Below are 18,961 nucleotides of genomic sequence, written 5' to 3'. Positions count from 1 at the left end.
AGCTTTATCCTGTTATCAGCGCATTAATCCCTTTGATAGCATCGATCAGTATCTCCTGGTTCATTTTCTCATCGCGCGTAAGCTGGATCATATTAATAGCTATCAAACCATGAATTATAGCCCAATAGGTATAGTATTTTTTTTGAATCTCCTCGCCGCTTGCTTCGTGGGGTAAATAAAGCATCCGTATCACATCAGAAACCATTTCCGGAAAAAGCTTTGCTTCGCTAATCTGGTTCTCTACCGGGCAACAGCCGGTTCCAACGGCAAACATCAGTTGGTAAAGCTCTTTATAAGTAATTGCGAAACTCCAATAAGCCAGCCACATCGCCTCCATTTGCTGCACTGCTCCGGTATGGGCATCTTTGGCTATTTTAACCATGGCTACCAATTTCAGGTGGCCGTTACGCGCAAGTTCTACATACAGCGCGTCTTTATTTTCAAAATATTCGTAAATAGCAGGAGCCGTGTATTCAATATGTTCGGCAAGCTTTCGCATACTTAACGCGTCGCACCCTTCGCATTTAATCATATCCAACGCAGCGTCGAGTATTTTTCGGCGTGTATCGTCCTTTTGCCGTAATATGCGTTCTTTACTTCCCATGGTTTAACCTCGTAGCTACAAGCATATTTTACTTTAATTTACTCATTAATAAACAATTAGATACATTATTTATTAACATAATTTATAGACAATGGTATTGTAACAGGTTTTTTAAATATCAATTAGTTGGCATAGATAATAAATGTTTAAACAACTTCAAAATATGTCAAAATCACCGCTGCTCATAAAAGAAGCCCGGCTGCTCAATAGCAAGCCGGGCTTCATGAATAACAGAGGAATTAAAAACTTGTTTATTTCCAGCCACCGCCCAGGGCGCGGTAAAGGTTAACTACTGCCTGCAACTCCTGCAAACGGTCGTTAACACCGCTTAGTTGCGCCGCGAGCAAGCTTTGTTCTGAAGTTAAAACATCAGTATAGTTAGTTGCCGAACTGTAACGAAGCAACTCCTTGGTATAATCGACAGATTTTTCAAGTGCCTGTAATTGTTTAGCTCTTGAGCCTTGCTTTTCAATAGCATTTTGGTAAGAGAACAGTGCGTTGGTTACCTCCTGCCCTGCTGTAAGCAGTGATTTTTGGTAAGCATAATAGGCCTCCTGTTGCTGGGCCTGCGCAGTTCTTAAACGTGCCCTGTTTTGGCCTTTGTTAAAAATAGGCTGAGTAATACCACCAACAAAATTGTAAAAGATGGAATGATCAAAAAAGTTTTTCAACTGCAGGGTTGATAAACCCGCCTGCCCTGTAATGGTAAGCTGCGGATAAAAATAGGTACGCGCCAGGTTGGTGTTTTCAAACGCGCTCCTGAAAGCGAACTCAGCCTGCTGCACATCCGGGCGATTTTTTAATAGTTGGGATGGGATGCCGGTTTTCAGGTCGGCTACAGGCTTCTGCTCATTCAGCGTTGTGCGTTTGATGGTACCCGGAGCCCTTGCCAGTAAAATACTTAAAGCATTTTCGGCCTCGCGGATGCTTTGTTTCAGATCGGGTATAGTAACCTCAGCCGCATAGCGGTTAGCCTCGCTTTGTACCACCGCTGCACCATTTACTACCGCACCTTCTTTCAGAGCTTTTACAGTTTCAACATCTTTTACCCTTATCGTAAGTGTTTGTTGAGTGATAGCCAGTTGCTGATCAAGCGCCAACAGATTATAATAAGCGTTTGCAATATCGGCTATCAGCTGGGTTTGTACTGCCCTTTTTGCAGCATCACTTTGCAGCAGCGATGCTAAGGCCGCCCTTTTTGCACTGCTCAATTTACCCCAGATATCGGCCTCCCAACTGGTGTTGAGGGCAGCCTGGTAAGTGGTTGTTTTAAGATTGAACGAGCTGGCAAACTCCGGCGGGAAGTTTAAGCTTGCCGCCGATGTTTTTGCCCTTGTTGCTGTTGCGCTTCCTTCCAGGCTTGGCAAATATGCTGCCTTGCTCTGGTTAAAAGTTGCCTGTGCCTCATTAATACGCTGCACAGCAGTTTTCAAATCGAGGTTTTCACGCAGGCCTTCCTGGATCAGGTTTACCAGTACTGTATCAGAAAACAGCTGGTTCATCGGCATATTAGCCATTGATGTAGTATCGCTGATGGTAGTATCGCGGTACAGTTTATCGGTATTTACTACCGGCTGCTGGTACTTTTTTGTAACACATGAGGCAAATACCGCCGTTGCTGCCAACGTGGCCAGTATTTGCCGTTTATATGAATAGATCATTTTTTTGCTTCTTTATAATTTCTTGAAAATTTGTGCTTAGGCTACCGTTTCCGTTTCAACCTCTATTTCTTCTTCGGCCGTAGGTTTGCCGCTGACGCGTTCCTGGAGTGATTGGAAAATGATGAACAGCACCGGTATCACAAACACACCGAATATGGTACCGATCAGCATCCCGCCTACAGCACCTGTACCTATCGAACGGTTACCCTCGGCACCGGCTCCCGATGCAAGCATCAACGGCACCAAACCAAGTATAAACGCAAAGGAGGTCATCAAAATAGGCCTTAAACGTGCAACGGAGCCATCAATGGCAGCTTGCACAATGCTTTCGCCGTTTCGCCTGCGTGCTACCGCAAACTCAACTATCAGGATAGCATTTTTGGCTAACAGACCGATGAGCATGATGAGCGTGATCTGCAAATAAATATTGTTCTCAATCCCGAAGATTTTGGCGAAGATGAACGCACCGGCCAGACCTATAGGTAGTGAAAGTAATACTGCAAACGGCAGGATATAGCTTTCGTATTGTGCACTTAGTAAGAAGTACACAAATACCAGACACAACAAGAAGATGAAAATAGTTTGGCTGCCGCTGGCAATCTCCTCGCGGGTAAGGCCCGAAAACTCAAAGCCATAACCGGCAGGTAATGTTTTAGCACCAACTTCCTGTATAGCTTTAATGGCATCACCTGTACTGAAACCAGGTTTCGGCGCACCTGTTACCGAAATAGAAGTAAACAAGTTAAAGCGATTGATAGACTCCGGACCGTAAACCCGTTTCAGCGTAACAAACTCCGATATGGGCGCCATGGTATTATTGGCATTACGCACGTACATATTATTAAGGCTGCCGGTGGTGCCCCTGTAAGCGGCATCGGCCTGGATCATTACACGGTATTGCTTGCCAAACTCATTAAAATTCGAAGCGTAAACACCGCCGAAATATCCCTGCAAAGTGCTCAATACCGAGTTTACGGTAATACCTGCATCCTTACATTTAGCCACGTTAACATCAACCAAAAACTGCGGGAAATTGGTATTAAAAAATGTAGAGGCGTATTGAATTTCGGGGCGCTGATTTAATGCACCCAGGAACTTGCCGTTTATTTCGGCAAATTTCACAATGTCGCCGCCGGTTTTATCCTGCACCTGGAACTCAAAACCACTGCTGTTACCAAAGCCTTGTAAGGTTGGCGGAGCAAAAAACAGAATGGTAGCACCTTTAACCCCTGCTGTCATGCCAAAAAGTTTACCAATAACGGTGTTCACATCTGTTCCTTTGGCTGTACGTTTGTCCCAGGGCTTCAGCTTGATCATGATCAGACCGTATGAACCGCCCGCACCACTCAATATGCCCTGACCGGCAACCCTGATAGTCGACTCCACTTCGGGCAATGACCTTATCATGCCTGATACCTGGTCGATAACCTGGGTGGTACGCTCCAATGATGATGCGGGCGGTAAGGATACATCGCCAATAATAAATCCCTGATCTTCATTAGGCACAAAGCCCGATGGTGTCATTTTAAGCAGGAACCAAAAAATCAAACCAAAAACGGCAATCCCTGCAATAGCGAGCCATTTCTTAGCAGCAAGAAAGCCAACCGATTTTTTATACTTACGGGTAACCGTATCAAAGCTGGTATTGAAAGCTGTATAAAACCGCTGCAAAAGCCCTGTTTTATGATGCTCTCCTTCGGGATGGGGCTTTAATAACAACGCACACAATGCCGGGCTTAATGTTAAAGCGTTTACTGCCGATATTAAGATTGCGATAGCAAGCGTTAAACCAAACTGTTTGTAAAACACCCCGGTTGAGCCGGTGATGAACGAAACCGGGATAAACACCGCAGCCATTACCAAAGTGATGGATACAATAGCCCCGCTGATATCATTCATGGCGCTGATGGTAGCTGCTTTTGCAGATTTAGCCCCATGATCCAGTTTGGCGTGCACGGCCTCGACCACCACAATGGCGTCATCCACCACAATACCGATAGCCAGCACCATGGCAAACAGCGTAAGCAGGTTAATGGTAAAGCCAAACAATTGCAGAAAGAAGAATGTACCCACAATAGCTACCGGCACCGCAATAGCCGGGATCAGCGTAGAACGAAAATCCTGGAGGAATACAAATACTACGATAAACACCAGTATAAAGGCTTCAATCAGCGTATGTACAACCTTTTCTATCGAGGCATCCAAAAAGTCGTTAACGCTAAAAAGAGAAGTATAACTGATGCCCGTAGGGAAAGTTTTTGAAGCAGCCTCAATGGTTTGCTCACAGTTTTTAATTAACTCGTGCGCGTTTGAACCCGCAGTTTGGTAAATGGCTATACCTACGGCAGGTTTGCCATTCATGGTAGTTGCGTTGGCGTAACTTTGCGCACCAAGCTCAACCCGTGCTATATCTTTCAGGCGCAATAGTTGTCCCTTTGTTGATGAACGGATCACGATGTTTTCAAACTCTGGCACACTTGTAAGCCTGCCTTTATATTTTAATACATACTGGAACGACTGATTATCGTTCTCTCCTACTTTACCCGGCGCTGCTTCGATATTCTGCTCGGCAAGGGCATTGTTCACATCATCCGGTACGAGACCATAAGTAGCCATTACATCAGGTTTTAACCAAATGCGCATAGAGTAGTCCTGTATACCAAATGATGATGCGTCGCCTACACCATTGATACGCTTGATCTGGGGCAGCAGGTTAATGTTGGCATAGTTCTGCAGAAATTTCTCGTCATAGCTTTTGTTATCACTTGCCAGGGTAAATACCATCACCATACTGCTTTGGCGCTTACTGGTGGTAACACCCGCCTTGGTGACCTCGGCAGGAAGTAAACTGGTGGCTTTTGACACCCTGTTCTGCACGTTTACCGCTGCCAGATCGGGATCTGTACCCTGTTTAAAATAAACTGTGATAACTGCACTTCCGTCATTACTTGCGGTAGAGGTCATGTAGGTCATTTTCTCTACGCCATTAATTTGTTCTTCGAGCGGCACGATAACACTTTTCATTACCACTTCGGCATTGGCACCCTGGTATGATGCTGATACCTGCACCGTAGGCGGCGCTATATCGGGGTATTCGGATATGGGCAAGGTGGTAAGGCCCAGGATACCCAGTATTACTATAATTACCGATATTACGGTAGATAGTACTGGTCTTTCAATGAATGTACGTAACATATTATTTATGTTGATGCCAGGCGACAAAAGACACCCGGCAAGGTTGCTTTGAAAATTATTTTAGATCCTTGTATACTGCGGCACTCTCCTGCACTTCCGGCTTGATAACCATACCGTCTTTTAAACTACCTGCCCCATCGGTAACAATGGCGTCGCCCGCTTTAAGGCCATCAGTAACTACATAATATTGGCCCGCTGCAAGATCCATAACACTTACCTCGGTATTTTTAACTGCTCCCTTGCCATCAACCAGGTAAACAAAATGCTTGCCCTGCAATTCGTAAGCAGCTTTTTGAGGGATCAGCACAGCATCTTTAATTGTTTGGGGGATTTGTATTGTAGCGCTTCCGCCGCTGCGGATCAGGCCAACGGGGTTAGGAAAAGCAGCCCTGTAACTTGCCGACCCGGTTTCGGTGTTGATCAACCCGCTGATGGTTTCAACCTTACCTTTTTCGGGGTAAGTACTTCCATCTGGCAATACCAGTGAAACAGGCGGCGTATTCGCCAGTTTTTCGTTCATGGTTTTCCCCTTCACCGTTCTTGAAAAATCAAGCAGTTGTTTTTCATTCAGGGCGAAGTATGCGTACACCTTGCCAATGTTTGATACCGTTGTTAAAGGCTGCGCTGTTGAGCCGGTGATAAGGCTTCCTAACTTATAAGGAATAGCTCCTACCACACCATCAACCGGGCTGGTTATTACGGTGTAACCTAAATTGGTTTTTGCGTTGGCTAAACTGGCTTTTGCCTGGGCAAGAGCAGCTTTACGGGCCTTTAAAGTATACTCGGCCGATTCAAGCTCATAGTGGCTGATGATGTCTTTTTCAACCAGGGGCTTGGTTTTGTTAACCTGCAGTTCGGCTGCGCTTACATCTGCTTCGGCACTGCTGATGGCTGCTGTTGCAGTATTAACGTCCTGCGCATATTGCGGCGCACTGAGTTTGAACAGCAGCTGGCCTTTTTTTACCACGCTGCCCTCATCAATATAGATCTGGTCGATGTAACCATCAACCTTAGGGCGGATCTCGATATTCTGTTGCCCCTGAAGTGTAGCGGGATATTCGCTGTTCAGCGTGGCATCATGTAAACTAATTTTAAAAACCGGGTAACTTTGGGGCGGCTGCGGGCCGCCGGCGGCCATTGCGGCGCCCTGGTTTTGACCACCGCCGCATGACGACAATAAAATTAAGGCGGCCCCGAAGCCGGTTAGCAGTTGAACTGTATTTTTCATAAATATAAACTTGTAGCTATTGGATTGAATTGATATAAAAGGCATTGCAGGTATGTGGGTGTTAATTATTCTGTTTGACAAATGCGTTAATAACGGGGTAAATTTTTTAGTGGAAAATCATTTTACAGATCATCTTCTTTCGTTCGTTGATGAGGCAGGCATAACTCTCATTACTTAAGTCGAAAGCTTTTTTGTAAATGGGGCTCATGATAAGTGGATATGACATCAGCGAAAACAGGTTTAACACGAAGTGGATCGGGTTCATAGGTTCGATATTCCCGGCTTCCATTTCTGCGTTGATCTGTTCAAGAAACATGCTGATATGATGCGGCTTAATTTCGTCCGTATATTTACAGGCATTTGAGTTGATCTCGGTGATCAGGAAAGTTTCCTGGTAAGGATAAGTGTTGGACTCAGTTAAAAACAGGTCGATAAAATTTTCAATCTTCTTTTTGAATGGAAGGTCTGATGCCATAACAGCATCAAGGCGGGTAGTTAAAGCAAGCATAGCTTCCTTAAATACCTGCTCAATTAAAACATCCTTGGTGCGGAAATAGTAATTTAACAACGTTCTACTTACCCCGGCGGCATCGGCAATATCCTGGGTATTTGCGTGGAGCCGGCCCTCGGCAAAAAATATGTGCTTGGCGGTGTCTTTTATTAATTGTTCGGCACCTGTATCCCTTATCGGCATAAACAAACCTGGTATTTAACCGGGCACACTATTACGCCCGGCCGCATCATAAACCTGATGACGGGGCAAAATTGGTTCAATTATCGTTTTTGCAGAATGTTTAAAGGATGGTGCAATATGTCAAAAAGTCGTTTTTGTTAAAAACATTGTAATAGAATAGTAATTTTGATTATACTATTACAACGATACTATCGCTTTGTAATTAAAATTACAACAGCACCTATCCAAATAAAATGGATGGTATTTATTAAGGGGTTTGGCGGTATTTACTGGGACTGATACCGCATTGTTTTTTGAAAAACTTACTAAAAAAGAACTGATCGGCAAAGTTGAGATACGCCGCCACCTGGGCTATGGTTAATGCCGGATCATTTAAGGCAACCTTTGCTTCCATGATCACTATTTCGTCAATAAACTCACCTGCTGTTTTACCAGTTACCTCTTTTACAGTTTGGGAAAGGTATTTAGGAGTAATGTTCAACATAGCCGCGTAGGCCTGTACGCTTCTTTCTTCCTTGAAATACTGCGGAAGAATCTTCAGGAAACGAAAAGTTAATTCCTCCTTACGCGTACCTTTTATCTCTCCTAATTTTTCCTGCTTCTTATATAAGGCACTTACCTCATAAATAAAACCGGTGAAAAGGTTTAGTAGTACTTCATCCTGAAAAGCAAGCTCGTCGCAGATGTCTATTTTACTTTCAATGATATCAAGGATTGCTGTAAGCGGAGCCATAGACTTTTCACCGGTAACCAACAAGGGGCTAACCTGCGACGACAAAAAATCAAATGCCTCAACATTTTTGGTGTGGATACTGGTAGCTGATAAATAAGCCGAGGTAAATATGACCGAGGTAAGTCTGCAATCCGGCGAAACATTAAGAAACTGGCGAACGGTATTAGGCGCAATGAGCAGTATATTGTCCTTTTTTACATTATACTCCAGTAGACCTACATTGATGGAAAAATTGCCTTCATGAACCAGCGTAAAAGAAAAATGATCTGACCTGAAAGGGTACAGAATTGGCACTTCGACATCGCTTGGATTAAACGAGGTTACATACAAACCCTTATGCTGACTTGTAATGCCAAGCGGAGCAAGTAATTGCTCCATGGTATGCGTCTTTACAGGCAGGATCTCTTTTGGCATAAAGCAATTATAACGCTCCTGCGCTAATTTTGCGAATTAAATTGAATAACGTGCGGCATTCAAACGTTTTATAAAAATGTATTAAATAAAAGAAGCGCCATTGCGAGTTAGAAAATCCGCGACCTCTGAAAACGAAATGAAGTTAACACGGAAGGCCTGTCACCCTGAGCTCGTCGAAGGGTCGCGCGCAGAGGCCCTACCCGCCATGCTTCGACAGGCTCAGCATGACACCGTTTTAATTATGCCATAGTAAGCAATGACGCTCGTTTTTCCAGTTTATCAGCTCATTGACGGGAACGAAATCCCTTTAATTTTCCTGAACAATTCAACGGCATACAGATCGGTCATTCCGGAAACAAAATCAAGGATGGTTTGGATCTTTGAATAATCGTCTTCCGCCTTGGTTAAAAATTGTTTGGGGATCAGTTCGATCAGTTTCTCGTGGTATTTTGAATTGTTTTTTAAATAAGCCGGAACAAACTCTTCCAATAAACCGCCCATTACTTTATAACCGGCAACTTCCTTCTGCACTACCGAGCTATAGTTGTAGATCTTTTTTACAGATACTTTTTCGATCGCTTTCATCGCAGTCCTGAGCGGTTCTTCAATCGCGTCCATTAGCGCCGAATTAAAATCGCCATTCATAATCTCTTCCTGTTTGTCATAAAACAGGTTTGAACATTGATTTACCAAAGTATTTATTGCTATTGCCCTCAAATAGCCCACTTTAGCATCTGTATCATCAAACTCTTCCAATCGCTCTTCCATCCTGGGAATAGTACATAATGGCATCAGCAATGCTTTCACTTCCTCATACGAAAGTATTTTAAGCCGATGGGCATCTTCCAGATCAACAACGTTGTAGCAAATATCATCGGCAGCCTCAACAAGATATACCAAAGGGTGCCTTTTGTAAATAAGTTCATCACCTTCTACCCTGATCAAACCCAAATCTTGGGCTATCTTTTCAAAATCCTGTTGTTCGGAAGAGAAGAACCCGTACTTCTTACGATAGATAACCCCTTTTTTATGTCCGGCTACAGATGAACATGGATATTTTGCAATAGAAGCTATGGTTGAATAGGTTAATGCCAAACTCCCCCGCCCTTTACCGGCAAACGGATGCGTTAATAATCTTAAAGCATTGGCATTACCTTCAAAATGCGTCAGATCTTCCCATTGCTGTGGAGTAACAGTATCCTTATAACCCTTGCCATCGCCTTCTGCAAAATAGTGCGAGATGGCCGATTCGCCCGAATGGCCGAAAGCGGGGTTACCCAAATCATGGGCCAAACAAGCTGCCGCTATCATATTACCGATCTCGCTGATAAGCGGATACTTCTTTTCTACTTCGGGATCTTCCTTAAGCATCCTGTTAAAATGCATGCGGCCTAATGAACGCCCTACACTGGCAACCTCTAAACTATGAGTAAGGCGGTTATGTACAAAAACACTCCCCGGTAGTGGGAAAACCTGGGTTTTGTTTTGCAATCTCCTGAATGGCGACGAAAAAATTATCCTGTCGTAATCTTTCTGAAATTCCGATCGTGCATCGATATGGTTTGCAATATATTTATCCTCGTAACCCCAGCGTTTTGCCGATAATAGTTGATCCCAGTTCATTATAGTATGATGTGTATAGAGCGGCAAAAGTAGCCATTATACCCGAAAGAAATACCCGCCTTTGCATGGCGGAAAAATCGCTTTGAAATAGGCAGAGGATACGAGGCTCCTATGGAGCCGTTAGTTGCTGTTACTTCTGCTATAAACACGATACTCCTGACGGAGTTATTAAAGTGATAGTTCCCCCCGCCGGGTGCCGTGTTTATAAAATAAGTGCTGCTCAGAACTCCAGCGGAGTTGCGTGTTTATAGCTAAACGCAAGTCAGTTCGTGGGCTCCGGATGGAGCCTCGTTCTAAAAGTGATTTCCTAAACCTATACCACCTCAAAATGCTGCCGGAATTTTTCCTCTTCCAGATCCAGCAGGTCTAATTGCTGCTTTACAATATCATCGCTAATGTTTTCTTTTTTGTTTAGGGTTAACAACAACTCCCGCTGTTGCGTCATAACATCATTTAAAATCATGCGATAATCATGGTAAAACGCATCAGCACGTTGCTCAATATTGTCCTGTTCCCAATCTTTCAGCAGTTCCATATCAGCATTCAGCCTTAGCCTAAATGCTTTGACCATATCATTACCAGCTAACCTATCTGCATATTTATCGTCAAGTATTTGCAAGGCTAATTTCGATAACTTCTTCCTAACCAATTGCTTTTGCTGTTCATGTGAACCAACATAATCACGATCGGGCAGGTTTACAAGTTTTACCAATATGGGCAAAGTAAGTCCCTGAACAACCAACGTAAATATGATAACAACAAATGTGATAAACAGGATAAGATTACGTTGAGGAAAGGCTGCACCGGAAGGTAAAAGCTCAGGGATACTCAGCGCCGCGGCAAGCGAAACCACACCACGCATACCCGTCCAGCCGAGCAATAACGGCCCTTTCCAGCCTGGGCTTGGATCGGCCGTAGTGATGTACCGACTAATAAAAACCGTAAATATTGTAGCGCCGTAAGTACTTGCCAAGCGGGCCACTATTAATACACCTGTTATGATCAGGCTATAGTTTATTGCAGGTTTAAGTCCGTCAGGACCGAGTGCTTTTATAATTACCGGAAACTCCAAACCTATCAGTATAAACACAAAACCATTTAAAACAAAAGCTACTGTCTCCCAAACATTTATACCCTGCAACCTGCTGCGATAGCTTAATATCACCTGCCGTTGCGATGAAAGGAATAAGCCGCCGCTCACTACAGCCAGCACACCCGAAAAGTGAAACTCCTCTGCGGCCATATACATCACATACGGTGTTATAAACGTGAGGATAATATCAATATTAGCGGTTGTTGGCAGCCATCTGTGTATAGTATAAAAAACTAAGGCAACGGCTAAACCGATCACTATACCCATTACTATCACTAAAACAAAGCTTAAGGCTGCCTGACCAAAAGCAAATTTACCGGTAAGCACAGCGGCCAATGCAAACCTGAAGATCACCAAACTCGAAGCATCATTCATGAGGCTTTCACCTTCAACAATGGCTACAAATCGTTTAGGAACCTTAACGTTTTTCAGAATATTACTGGCCGATACAGCATCAGGCGGTGAAATTATCCCCCCGAGCAAAAAGCCAAGGGGTAACGTAAACCCTGCGATGAGGCTATTTGATACAAAGGCTATCAAACATGATGTTAAAATAACTATCAAAAATGCAAAGCTTGATATTATCCTGCGCCATTTCCAGAAATCCTTCCATGACGTGTTCCAGGCCGATTCATAGAGTAAGGGAGGCAGAAAAATCACAAAGATCAGGTCGGGCTGAATTTCGATGCCCTTTAAAAAAGGGACAAAGCCAAGCGGCAGGCCAACCAAAACAAGTAATATAGGATAAGCTATTTTTATTTTTTGCCCCAACATTACCACAAAAAGGATAACTACTAAAAGGCAGGTACATTGAATAATGATGTGATGCAGCATGTAGCTAAAATACAATTATTGGTTGAGTAATGTTCAGCTCGCATTTTTTAGGCGATATTCAAAAATCATGAACAAATACTCGTTTTATCTGTTAAAGAAACATCCAAAAAAGTAACTGAAGTAAAAAATGAATTTTAAAACGATAAAATCCTAACAAACAGGGATAAAAAATAAAAATAAAATCGTTTTATATCAAAAAAAATACAAACTCATTTCAATAGCTTCAAAAATTTTGGTAATTTCGCAATCATGGCGTCGACGATAAAAAAAATATTCTTTGCATTATTTTTTTTCCAGCTTGCATTAGCTGTAGCCCCTGCTAACGCCGAATCAATTTTAACGCACTACAAAAAATCAGGCCGGTCTGCCGATTTAATTTCCCTTACCCATCAAAGGATTATCGGCCAAATTCAGCAGCAGGAAGTACAGGATGATTCACCTGATTCTGATGGCAACGAAGCAGCCCATACCCGTAACGTTATCCGCTTTTTACCCAGCAGGGTAAACTACTCGTCGGCATTATTGCCAGGCCAACAGCTTTTACTGGCCGATGTTATATCAATAGTTGCAAAACAACACAACCAGAATAAATCCATTAAGGGCTTTTTGCCTGCATATTATAATTTCCTCTTCAGGCTCAGTCCGTTCTGATCCTTTTTCCGTCTCAAATGCCCTTCGCGGCAAATCCCTGTTTTAAACAATCAAATTTAACATTGGCTAACAGTACGTGATATGCACTGCTTTGCCTATTACCCCCATTCGGAAAAAAATGAAAAGGTTAATTATTTATATGCCCTTACTGGCCATAGTTGCCGGTATATTTGTCACGGGCTGCTCTTCAAAAGCTAAAACCAGCAGCGAAACTGCTGCTTCAGATACCCTTCAGCTACCTGTGCTTACTTTAAATACAAGAGATACAGTTCTTCAAAAATCATATGTTGCCGATATCCAGGCGCAAAAAAATATTGAGATCCGCTCACGTGTTCGCGGCTTCCTCGAAAAAATATATATCGACGAAGGCAAACAGGTTAAAAAAGGACAGCTTCTGTTTAAACTTAACGACCAGGAATTTAAAGTAAACCTGTCAAAAGCGAAGGCTGCACTAAGCAATGCCATGGCCGATGCCAAGGCAACAGAACTTGAAGTAACAAGGGTTAAACTACTGGTTGACAAGAAAGTAATTTCCAAATCAGAACTTGAAGTTGCCGAATCAAAAATGAATGCCGACAAGGCAACGATTGAAGAAGCCCGGTCCATGGTGCAAAGCGCCGAAGACCAATTGGCCTATACTTACATCCGTGCGCCGTTTGATGGCATCATAGACAGGATTCCGCTTAAATCGGGCAGTTTAATTGATGAGGGCACATTGCTTACCAGCCTTTCGGATATCAGCTCGATGTATGCTTATTTCAGTTTTCCCGAAAATGAATACCTGCAATACATCCGTAAAAAAGAATCGGCACCGGGCCAAACAAGCGATAAGGTTAAGCTGGTGTTAGCCGATGGGCTTGACTTCCCCTACCAGGGCGAAATAGAAACTGTAGAAGCCGAAATTGAGCAGAAAACAGGCTCGATCAACTTCAGGGCAAAGTTCCCCAATCCGAACAAGCTGTTAAGGCATGGCGCTACCGGTAAACTTTACATCTCAACTAAAGCTGATAGCGTGATCATGGTGCCTCAGCAATCGGTATTTGATATCCAGGATAAAAGTTACGTATACATAGTTGACAAGAACAATAAACTGCACATGCAGGCATTTTTGCCGCAAACCCGTTTTTCAACCTATTACATTGTAAAAGACGGCTTGAAGGCTGGCGACAGGATCTTGTTTCAGGGAGCACAGAACGTACGTGACGGTATGATCATCAAACCACGGAAAATGGCAAAAGATTCATTACTGGCAATGAAGTAATCAATTGCCCATGTTTCCATTTCCAGGCCGCGTAAACGCGTGGCACAGGTTTATTGTACACTTACCCTAACAAACTATGTTCGAAACTTTTATAAAGCGGCCAGTGCTGTCGCTTGTTATCTCATTGATAATTACCATGCTGGGTGTGCTGGCGTTGATAACACTGCCCGTTACCCAGTTCCCGGATATCGTGCCACCATCGGTAACTGTTACCGCTAATTACACCGGCGCCAACGCCGAGGTGTGTGCCAAAGCCGTGGCTACTCCCCTGGAGCGCGCTATCAACGGCGTTCCGGGCATGACCTACATGTCTACCGTTTGTAGTAACGACGGCTTAACAGTAATCCAGATTTACTTTAACGTGGGTATCGACCCCGACCAGGCCGCGGTGAACGTTCAAAACCGCGTTGCTACCATTATTGACGAAATGCCGGAAGAAGTTATTAAAGCCGGTGTTACCACAGAGAAAGAAGTAAACAGTATGCTGATGTACCTGAACATCATGAGCCAGGACACCAGCATGGACGAGAAGTTCATTTATAACTTCACCGATATCAACGTTTTACAGGAGCTCAAACGAATTGATGGTGTAGGCAGGGCCGAGATCATGGGTGCTAAAGAATACTCCATGCGGGTATGGCTTAAACCCGACAGGATGATGGCCTACAAGGTATCAACCGATGAGGTAATAGATGCCATCCGTGCGCAAAACGTTGAAGCTGCACCGGGTAAAACCGGCCAAAGTTCGGATAAAACCCCGCAGATGCTGCAGTATGTATTGCGCTATCCGGGCAAATTTTTTGAGCCCAAGCAATACGAAAACATTGTGATCCGTGCCGAGGAAGATGGCTCGGTATTAAGATTGAAAGAAATTGCTGATGTTGAATTTGGATCGTTAACCTACAGTATGGTATCCAATACTGATGGCAAGCCTTCGGCATCAATCATGATAAAACAACGCCCCGGCTCAAATGCCCGCGACGTTATCAATAACATCAAAACCCGTATGACCGAGCTTAAAGAAAACTCTTTCCCGGCCGGGATGACCTTTAACGTAAACTATGATGTATCCCGCTTTTTAGATGCATCCATACATGAAGTATTACGTACGCTGATTGAAGCTTTCATACTGGTTTTCATTGTAGTATTTATTTTCTTACAGGATTTCAGGTCAACGTTAATTCCGGCACTGGCTGTACCCGTCGCGCTTATTGGCTCGCTTGCTTTTATGCAGATGCTGGGCTTCTCCATTAACCTGCTTACGCTCTTTGCATTAGTGTTAGCTATCGGTATTGTGGTTGATAACGCGATTGTGGTAGTTGAAGCGGTACACGTAAAAATGACCGAAAACCACATGAACGCTATGGATGCCACTGTAAGCGCCATGCGCGAGATCAGCGGTGCGATTGTAGCCATTACCTTGGTAATGTCTGCAGTGTTTGTGCCGGTGGCCTTCATGTCGGGACCAGTTGGTGTGTTTTACCGGCAGTTTTCGCTTACGCTGGCTATCTCCATTGTGATATCGGGTGTAAACGCATTAACGCTCACCCCTGCCCTTTGTGCCATTATGTTAAAGCACAACCACGCGCCTAAAAAGAAAAGCCTAATGCAGCGCTTTTTTGGTGGCTTTAATGACAAATACAACAGGTTACAGGGCAGATATTCAACCTTCATGACTTACCTGTCGCCGCGTAAGGGTATTACTTTGATATTGCTGGCAGGGTTCTTTTTACTTACCTGGGGTACCAGCGCCATTTTGCCGACGGGTTTTATCCCTACGGAAGATCAGGGTATGCTTTACGTAAACGTAACCACACCTGCCGGCGCAACGGTTGAACGTACCGAACAGGTTTTGAAAGAGATTGAAGCCAAAACCAAATCGATGAAATCTATCGAATCGGCTTCAACGCTTTCGGGCTATAGTTTGGTGAATGAGATAGCCGGTGCCTCATATGGTATGGCCATGATCAACCTTAAGCCATGGGACGAACGCAGTGAATCATTGGATGATATCATTGCAGAACTGACTGCAAAAACAAAGAATATCGGCGATGCCTCTATCCAGTTTTTCCCTCCGCCTACCGTACCGGGTTTTGGTAATGCCAGCGGTTTCGAGATCCGGGTACTTGACCGAAGTGGCCAGGGCGATTTACAAAAGGCTGCTGATGTAACCAAAAACTTTGTTGATGCACTTAATGCCTCGCCAGAGATTGCAGGTGCATTTACCAGCTTCGACCCTAACTTTCCGCAGTATATGATCTCTGTTGATCAGCAAACAGCCGCGCAGAAAGGTATCACTGTTGATAAGGCCATGTCGACCCTTCAAACGTTGATGGGTAGTTTTTATGCATCCAATTTTATCAGGTTCGGACAAATGTATAAGGTGATGGTACAAGCCTCGCCCGAGTACAGGTCGCGCCCGGAAGATGTTTTAAACCTGCAGGTTAAGAATGATAAAGGCGAAATGGTGCCATTTTCTACGTTCATAAAAATGGAGAAAGTATTTGGCCCCGAGCAGCTTACCCGTTACAACATGTACACATCGGCCATGGTAACAGGCGATGCCGACAAAGGTTTCAGTAGTGGTGACGCCATCAAGGCAATTGAACGTATCGCCGCCGAAAAACTACCGAAAGGTTACGCCTTTGAATGGTCGGGCATGACGCGCGAGCAGATCCTGTCCGGCAACCAGGCTATCTACATTTTTGTGATCTGTTTGATATTCGTTTACCTGCTACTGGCTGCCCAGTACGAAAGTTTCCTATTGCCGCTTCCGGTTATCCTCTCGTTGCCTACCGGTATTTTCGGCGCATTCTTCTTTTTGAAGATCACCGGGCTCGAAAATAACATCTACGCACAGGTAGCACTGGTGATGCTAATTGGCTTGTTGGGTAAAAATGCCATCCTGATAGTTGAGTTTGCTATCCAAAGGCAAAAAGAAGGACTTACCGTTTTGAAAGCAGCTATTGAAGGCGCGGTGTCCCGTTTGCGGCCGATATTGATGACATCCCTGGCGTTCATAGCCGGTTTGATACCGCTTTGCGTGGCCAGCGGCGCGGGTGCAATGGGCAACCGTTCTATCGGTACAGCCGCTGCAGGTGGGATGCTGATGGGAACTATTTTCGGACTGATCCTTATCCCCGGTTTATATGTCATCTTCGCCGGTTTAGCCGAACGGAATAAAAAGAACAAATCGACCACAGAAGTAACTCATCATGAGCTCGATATCGTCAATAATTAATTAAGATCTGCAATGCTAAAAAAAGCAAATTTCTATATACTTAACACGGCACTTTTGCTGGTGACCATGGCCAGCTGTAAGAGCTATAAGCCGGTCACGGGCCAGGAAGTAGCTGCCAATTTACCATCGACATTTAATAATAATACTGATACAGCCACGGTTGCAAGCCTGCCTATCGGCCAGTTTTTTGCCGATCAAAGGCTCGTTAACCTGATTGACACTGCCCTTAAAGCAAACCCTGATCTGCTAAGTGCCCTGCAAAGGGTTGAGGCTGCAAGGGCTAACCTTAGGTTCAATTCTTCAAAGCTTTTACCTACCATAAATCTGGCAGCTAATGCCGGGGTTGAAAAATATGGCGATTACACGCAAAACGGTGTAGGTAATTACGATACCAATTTTTCAAATAACATCAACAGCGATCAGCATATCCCCAACCCGGTGCCTAACTATTTCCTGGGTTTTCAAAGCTCATGGGAGGTTGACCTTTGGGGCAAGATGAGCAACCAGAAAAAGGCCGCTTTTGCCCGCTTCCTGGCCAGTCAAAGCGGTTATCGTTTGGTTACAACAGCACTTACAGCCCAAATTGCGGGGCTTTATTACCAGTTGCTGGCTTATGATACCGAACAGGGCATCATTAAAAAGAACATCAAACTTCAGGAACACGCGCTGGAGATTGTTAAAATCCAAAAACTCGGTGGCCGTGCTACTGAATTGGCTGTACAGCAGTTTGAGGCCCAGTTGTCCCGTACTAAAGGCTTGGAGTATACCACCCGCCAGCAAATCACCGAAACCGAGAACCAGCTTCGTTTTTTAACCGGAAGCTATTCAGGGACGGTAACACGGGATACTTCTATCATGAAAACCAAGCTTCCGGTGGTATTAGGTACTGGTGTTCCGTCGCAAATGTTATTGAACCGGCCTGATATCCGTGGCGCTGAATTGGAGCTTACAGCAATGAATGCCGATATTAAAGCGGCAAGGGCAAACTTTTTCCCTACTTTAACTTTAACTCCATATGTTGGCTATAACAGTTTCAGGGCAAATCTTTTATTTGACCCAGCTTCGTTTACTTATGGTATTTTAGGTGGCATTACCGCTCCTATTTTTAACCGCAAAGCCATCAAGGCCGAGTATGAGCGAACTATAGCCGAGCAAAAGATAGCAGTGTACAATTATCAAAAAAGTATCCTGTCAGGATTTCAGGAAGTGAACAACAATTTAAGCGGGATAGAGAATTTTAACCGTGCTTTTGAATTTAAACAACAGGAGTTACAATCATTAAATAATGCCTTATCGGTAGCTAATGACTTATATCTTGTTGGGCGGGCTAATTACCTTGAAATAATAACAGCACAACGCAGCGTACTTGATGCCGAGCTTGAACTGGCCGGTATTAAACGTAATATATTTTTAAGTTCGGTTAACTTATACCAGGCTGTAGGTGGTGGCTGGAGATAGACACTTCCATAAGTAAAAAAAGAAACGACATTGCGAGGAACGAAGCAATCCCCGATTTACAGAGCGGCTCTGTATAGTTTGGGATTGCTTCGTTCCTCGCAATGACGTTTTTTATGAAACACTGTTTCGCGGCACGCCCACCCGTCACAAATCCGTTACACAAATCAAATTACATCGCAACAATATTAACCAGTAGTATAAATTGCTTAATATAGTAGCTTTCGATGCTTGCTGAGGGAAGCATCTACTGACTGACTTATTACTTAAACAA

General features: G+C 44.1%; 12 protein-coding genes. 4 read left to right on the top strand and 8 right to left on the bottom strand.

Annotation, left to right across the window (positions count from 1 at the left end; genetic code table 11):
- Nucleotides 1-4 precede the first annotated feature (4 nt).
- The 8 genes from BMX50_RS16895 to BMX50_RS16860 form a co-directional block, all read right to left on the bottom strand.
- Nucleotides 5-604 (bottom strand): TetR/AcrR family transcriptional regulator, encoded by a 600-nt coding sequence (locus BMX50_RS16895; RefSeq protein WP_091211697.1) that lies wholly within the window; start codon nt 602-604, stop codon nt 5-7.
- 251 nt (nt 605-855) lie between these two features.
- Complete coding sequence (locus tag BMX50_RS16890) at nt 856-2,265, bottom strand: efflux transporter outer membrane subunit (RefSeq protein ID WP_091211696.1); 1,410 nt, start codon at nt 2,263-2,265, stop codon at nt 856-858.
- Nucleotides 2,266-2,301: 36 nt separating this feature from the next.
- On the bottom strand, nt 2,302-5,460 hold the full coding sequence (locus tag BMX50_RS16885; RefSeq protein WP_091211695.1) for an efflux RND transporter permease subunit: 3,159 nt from the start codon (nt 5,458-5,460) through the stop codon (nt 2,302-2,304).
- 55 nt (nt 5,461-5,515) lie between these two features.
- The gene (locus BMX50_RS16880; protein ID WP_091211694.1) at nt 5,516-6,688 is read right to left on the bottom strand and encodes an efflux RND transporter periplasmic adaptor subunit; all 1,173 of its coding nucleotides are present in this window, start codon (nt 6,686-6,688) and stop codon (nt 5,516-5,518) included.
- Between the two features lie 106 nt (nt 6,689-6,794).
- Nucleotides 6,795-7,382, bottom strand: a complete 588-nt coding sequence (locus BMX50_RS16875; RefSeq protein WP_091211693.1) for a TetR/AcrR family transcriptional regulator — start codon at nt 7,380-7,382, stop codon at nt 6,795-6,797.
- A 247-nt stretch (nt 7,383-7,629) separates the two neighbouring features.
- Nucleotides 7,630-8,529 carry a helix-turn-helix domain-containing protein gene (locus tag BMX50_RS16870; protein ID WP_091211692.1) on the bottom strand — a complete coding sequence of 300 codons (900 nt, stop codon included), beginning with the start codon at nt 8,527-8,529 and terminating at the stop codon, nt 7,630-7,632.
- A 279-nt stretch (nt 8,530-8,808) separates the two neighbouring features.
- Nucleotides 8,809-10,152: a deoxyguanosinetriphosphate triphosphohydrolase gene (locus tag BMX50_RS16865; protein ID WP_208864730.1), complete on the bottom strand. Its 1,344-nt coding sequence runs from the start codon at nt 10,150-10,152 to the stop codon at nt 8,809-8,811.
- A 313-nt stretch (nt 10,153-10,465) separates the two neighbouring features.
- Nucleotides 10,466-12,079 (bottom strand): Na+/H+ antiporter, encoded by a 1,614-nt coding sequence (locus BMX50_RS16860; protein ID WP_167667968.1) that lies wholly within the window; start codon nt 12,077-12,079, stop codon nt 10,466-10,468.
- 249 nt (nt 12,080-12,328) lie between these two features.
- Between BMX50_RS16860 and BMX50_RS16855 the strand changes: the two genes are divergently transcribed.
- The 4 genes from BMX50_RS16855 (at nt 12,329) to BMX50_RS34905 (ending at nt 18,690) form a co-directional block, all read left to right on the top strand.
- Complete coding sequence (locus BMX50_RS16855) at nt 12,329-12,730, top strand: hypothetical protein (protein ID WP_091211691.1); 402 nt, start codon at nt 12,329-12,331, stop codon at nt 12,728-12,730.
- A gap of 118 nt (nt 12,731-12,848) precedes the next feature.
- Entirely contained in the window at nt 12,849-13,991 is a 1,143-nt protein-coding gene (locus BMX50_RS16850) for an efflux RND transporter periplasmic adaptor subunit (protein ID WP_091211690.1), read from the top strand.
- 76 nt (nt 13,992-14,067) lie between these two features.
- Nucleotides 14,068-17,232, top strand: coding sequence for an efflux RND transporter permease subunit (locus BMX50_RS16845; RefSeq protein WP_091211689.1), 3,165 nt, complete (start codon nt 14,068-14,070; stop codon nt 17,230-17,232).
- Between the two features lie 12 nt (nt 17,233-17,244).
- Complete coding sequence (locus BMX50_RS34905) at nt 17,245-18,690, top strand: TolC family protein (RefSeq protein WP_244281015.1); 1,446 nt, start codon at nt 17,245-17,247, stop codon at nt 18,688-18,690.
- Nucleotides 18,691-18,961: the final 271 nt, after the last annotated feature.

The sequence above is a fragment of the Mucilaginibacter gossypiicola genome (genome assembly GCF_900110105.1).
GTDB lineage: Bacteria > Bacteroidota > Bacteroidia > Sphingobacteriales > Sphingobacteriaceae > Mucilaginibacter > Mucilaginibacter gossypiicola.
Note: the sequence above shows the minus strand (reverse complement) of the source record. Positions and strands in the feature narration are given on the sequence as shown.

Excerpts from the sequence above, each read along its gene's own strand:
- BMX50_RS16885 (WP_091211695.1), bottom strand. The coding sequence starts at position 5,460 with ATGTTACGTACATTCATTGAAAGACCAGTACTATCTACCGTAATATCG.
- BMX50_RS16890 (WP_091211696.1), bottom strand. The coding sequence starts at position 2,265 with ATGATCTATTCATATAAACGGCAAATACTGGCCACGTTGGCAGCAACG.
- BMX50_RS16845 (WP_091211689.1), top strand. The coding sequence starts at position 14,068 with ATGTTCGAAACTTTTATAAAGCGGCCAGTGCTGTCGCTTGTTATCTCA.
- BMX50_RS16895 (WP_091211697.1), bottom strand. The coding sequence starts at position 604 with ATGGGAAGTAAAGAACGCATATTACGGCAAAAGGACGATACACGCCGA.
- BMX50_RS16860 (WP_167667968.1), bottom strand. The coding sequence starts at position 12,079 with ATGCTGCATCACATCATTATTCAATGTACCTGCCTTTTAGTAGTTATC.
- BMX50_RS16850 (WP_091211690.1), top strand. The coding sequence starts at position 12,849 with ATGAAAAGGTTAATTATTTATATGCCCTTACTGGCCATAGTTGCCGGT.
- BMX50_RS34905 (WP_244281015.1), top strand. The coding sequence starts at position 17,245 with ATGCTAAAAAAAGCAAATTTCTATATACTTAACACGGCACTTTTGCTG.
- BMX50_RS16875 (WP_091211693.1), bottom strand. The coding sequence starts at position 7,382 with ATGCCGATAAGGGATACAGGTGCCGAACAATTAATAAAAGACACCGCC.
- BMX50_RS16880 (WP_091211694.1), bottom strand. The coding sequence starts at position 6,688 with ATGAAAAATACAGTTCAACTGCTAACCGGCTTCGGGGCCGCCTTAATT.
- BMX50_RS16855 (WP_091211691.1), top strand. The coding sequence starts at position 12,329 with ATGGCGTCGACGATAAAAAAAATATTCTTTGCATTATTTTTTTTCCAG.
- BMX50_RS16865 (WP_208864730.1), bottom strand. The coding sequence starts at position 10,152 with ATGAACTGGGATCAACTATTATCGGCAAAACGCTGGGGTTACGAGGAT.
- BMX50_RS16870 (WP_091211692.1), bottom strand. The coding sequence starts at position 8,529 with ATGCCAAAAGAGATCCTGCCTGTAAAGACGCATACCATGGAGCAATTA.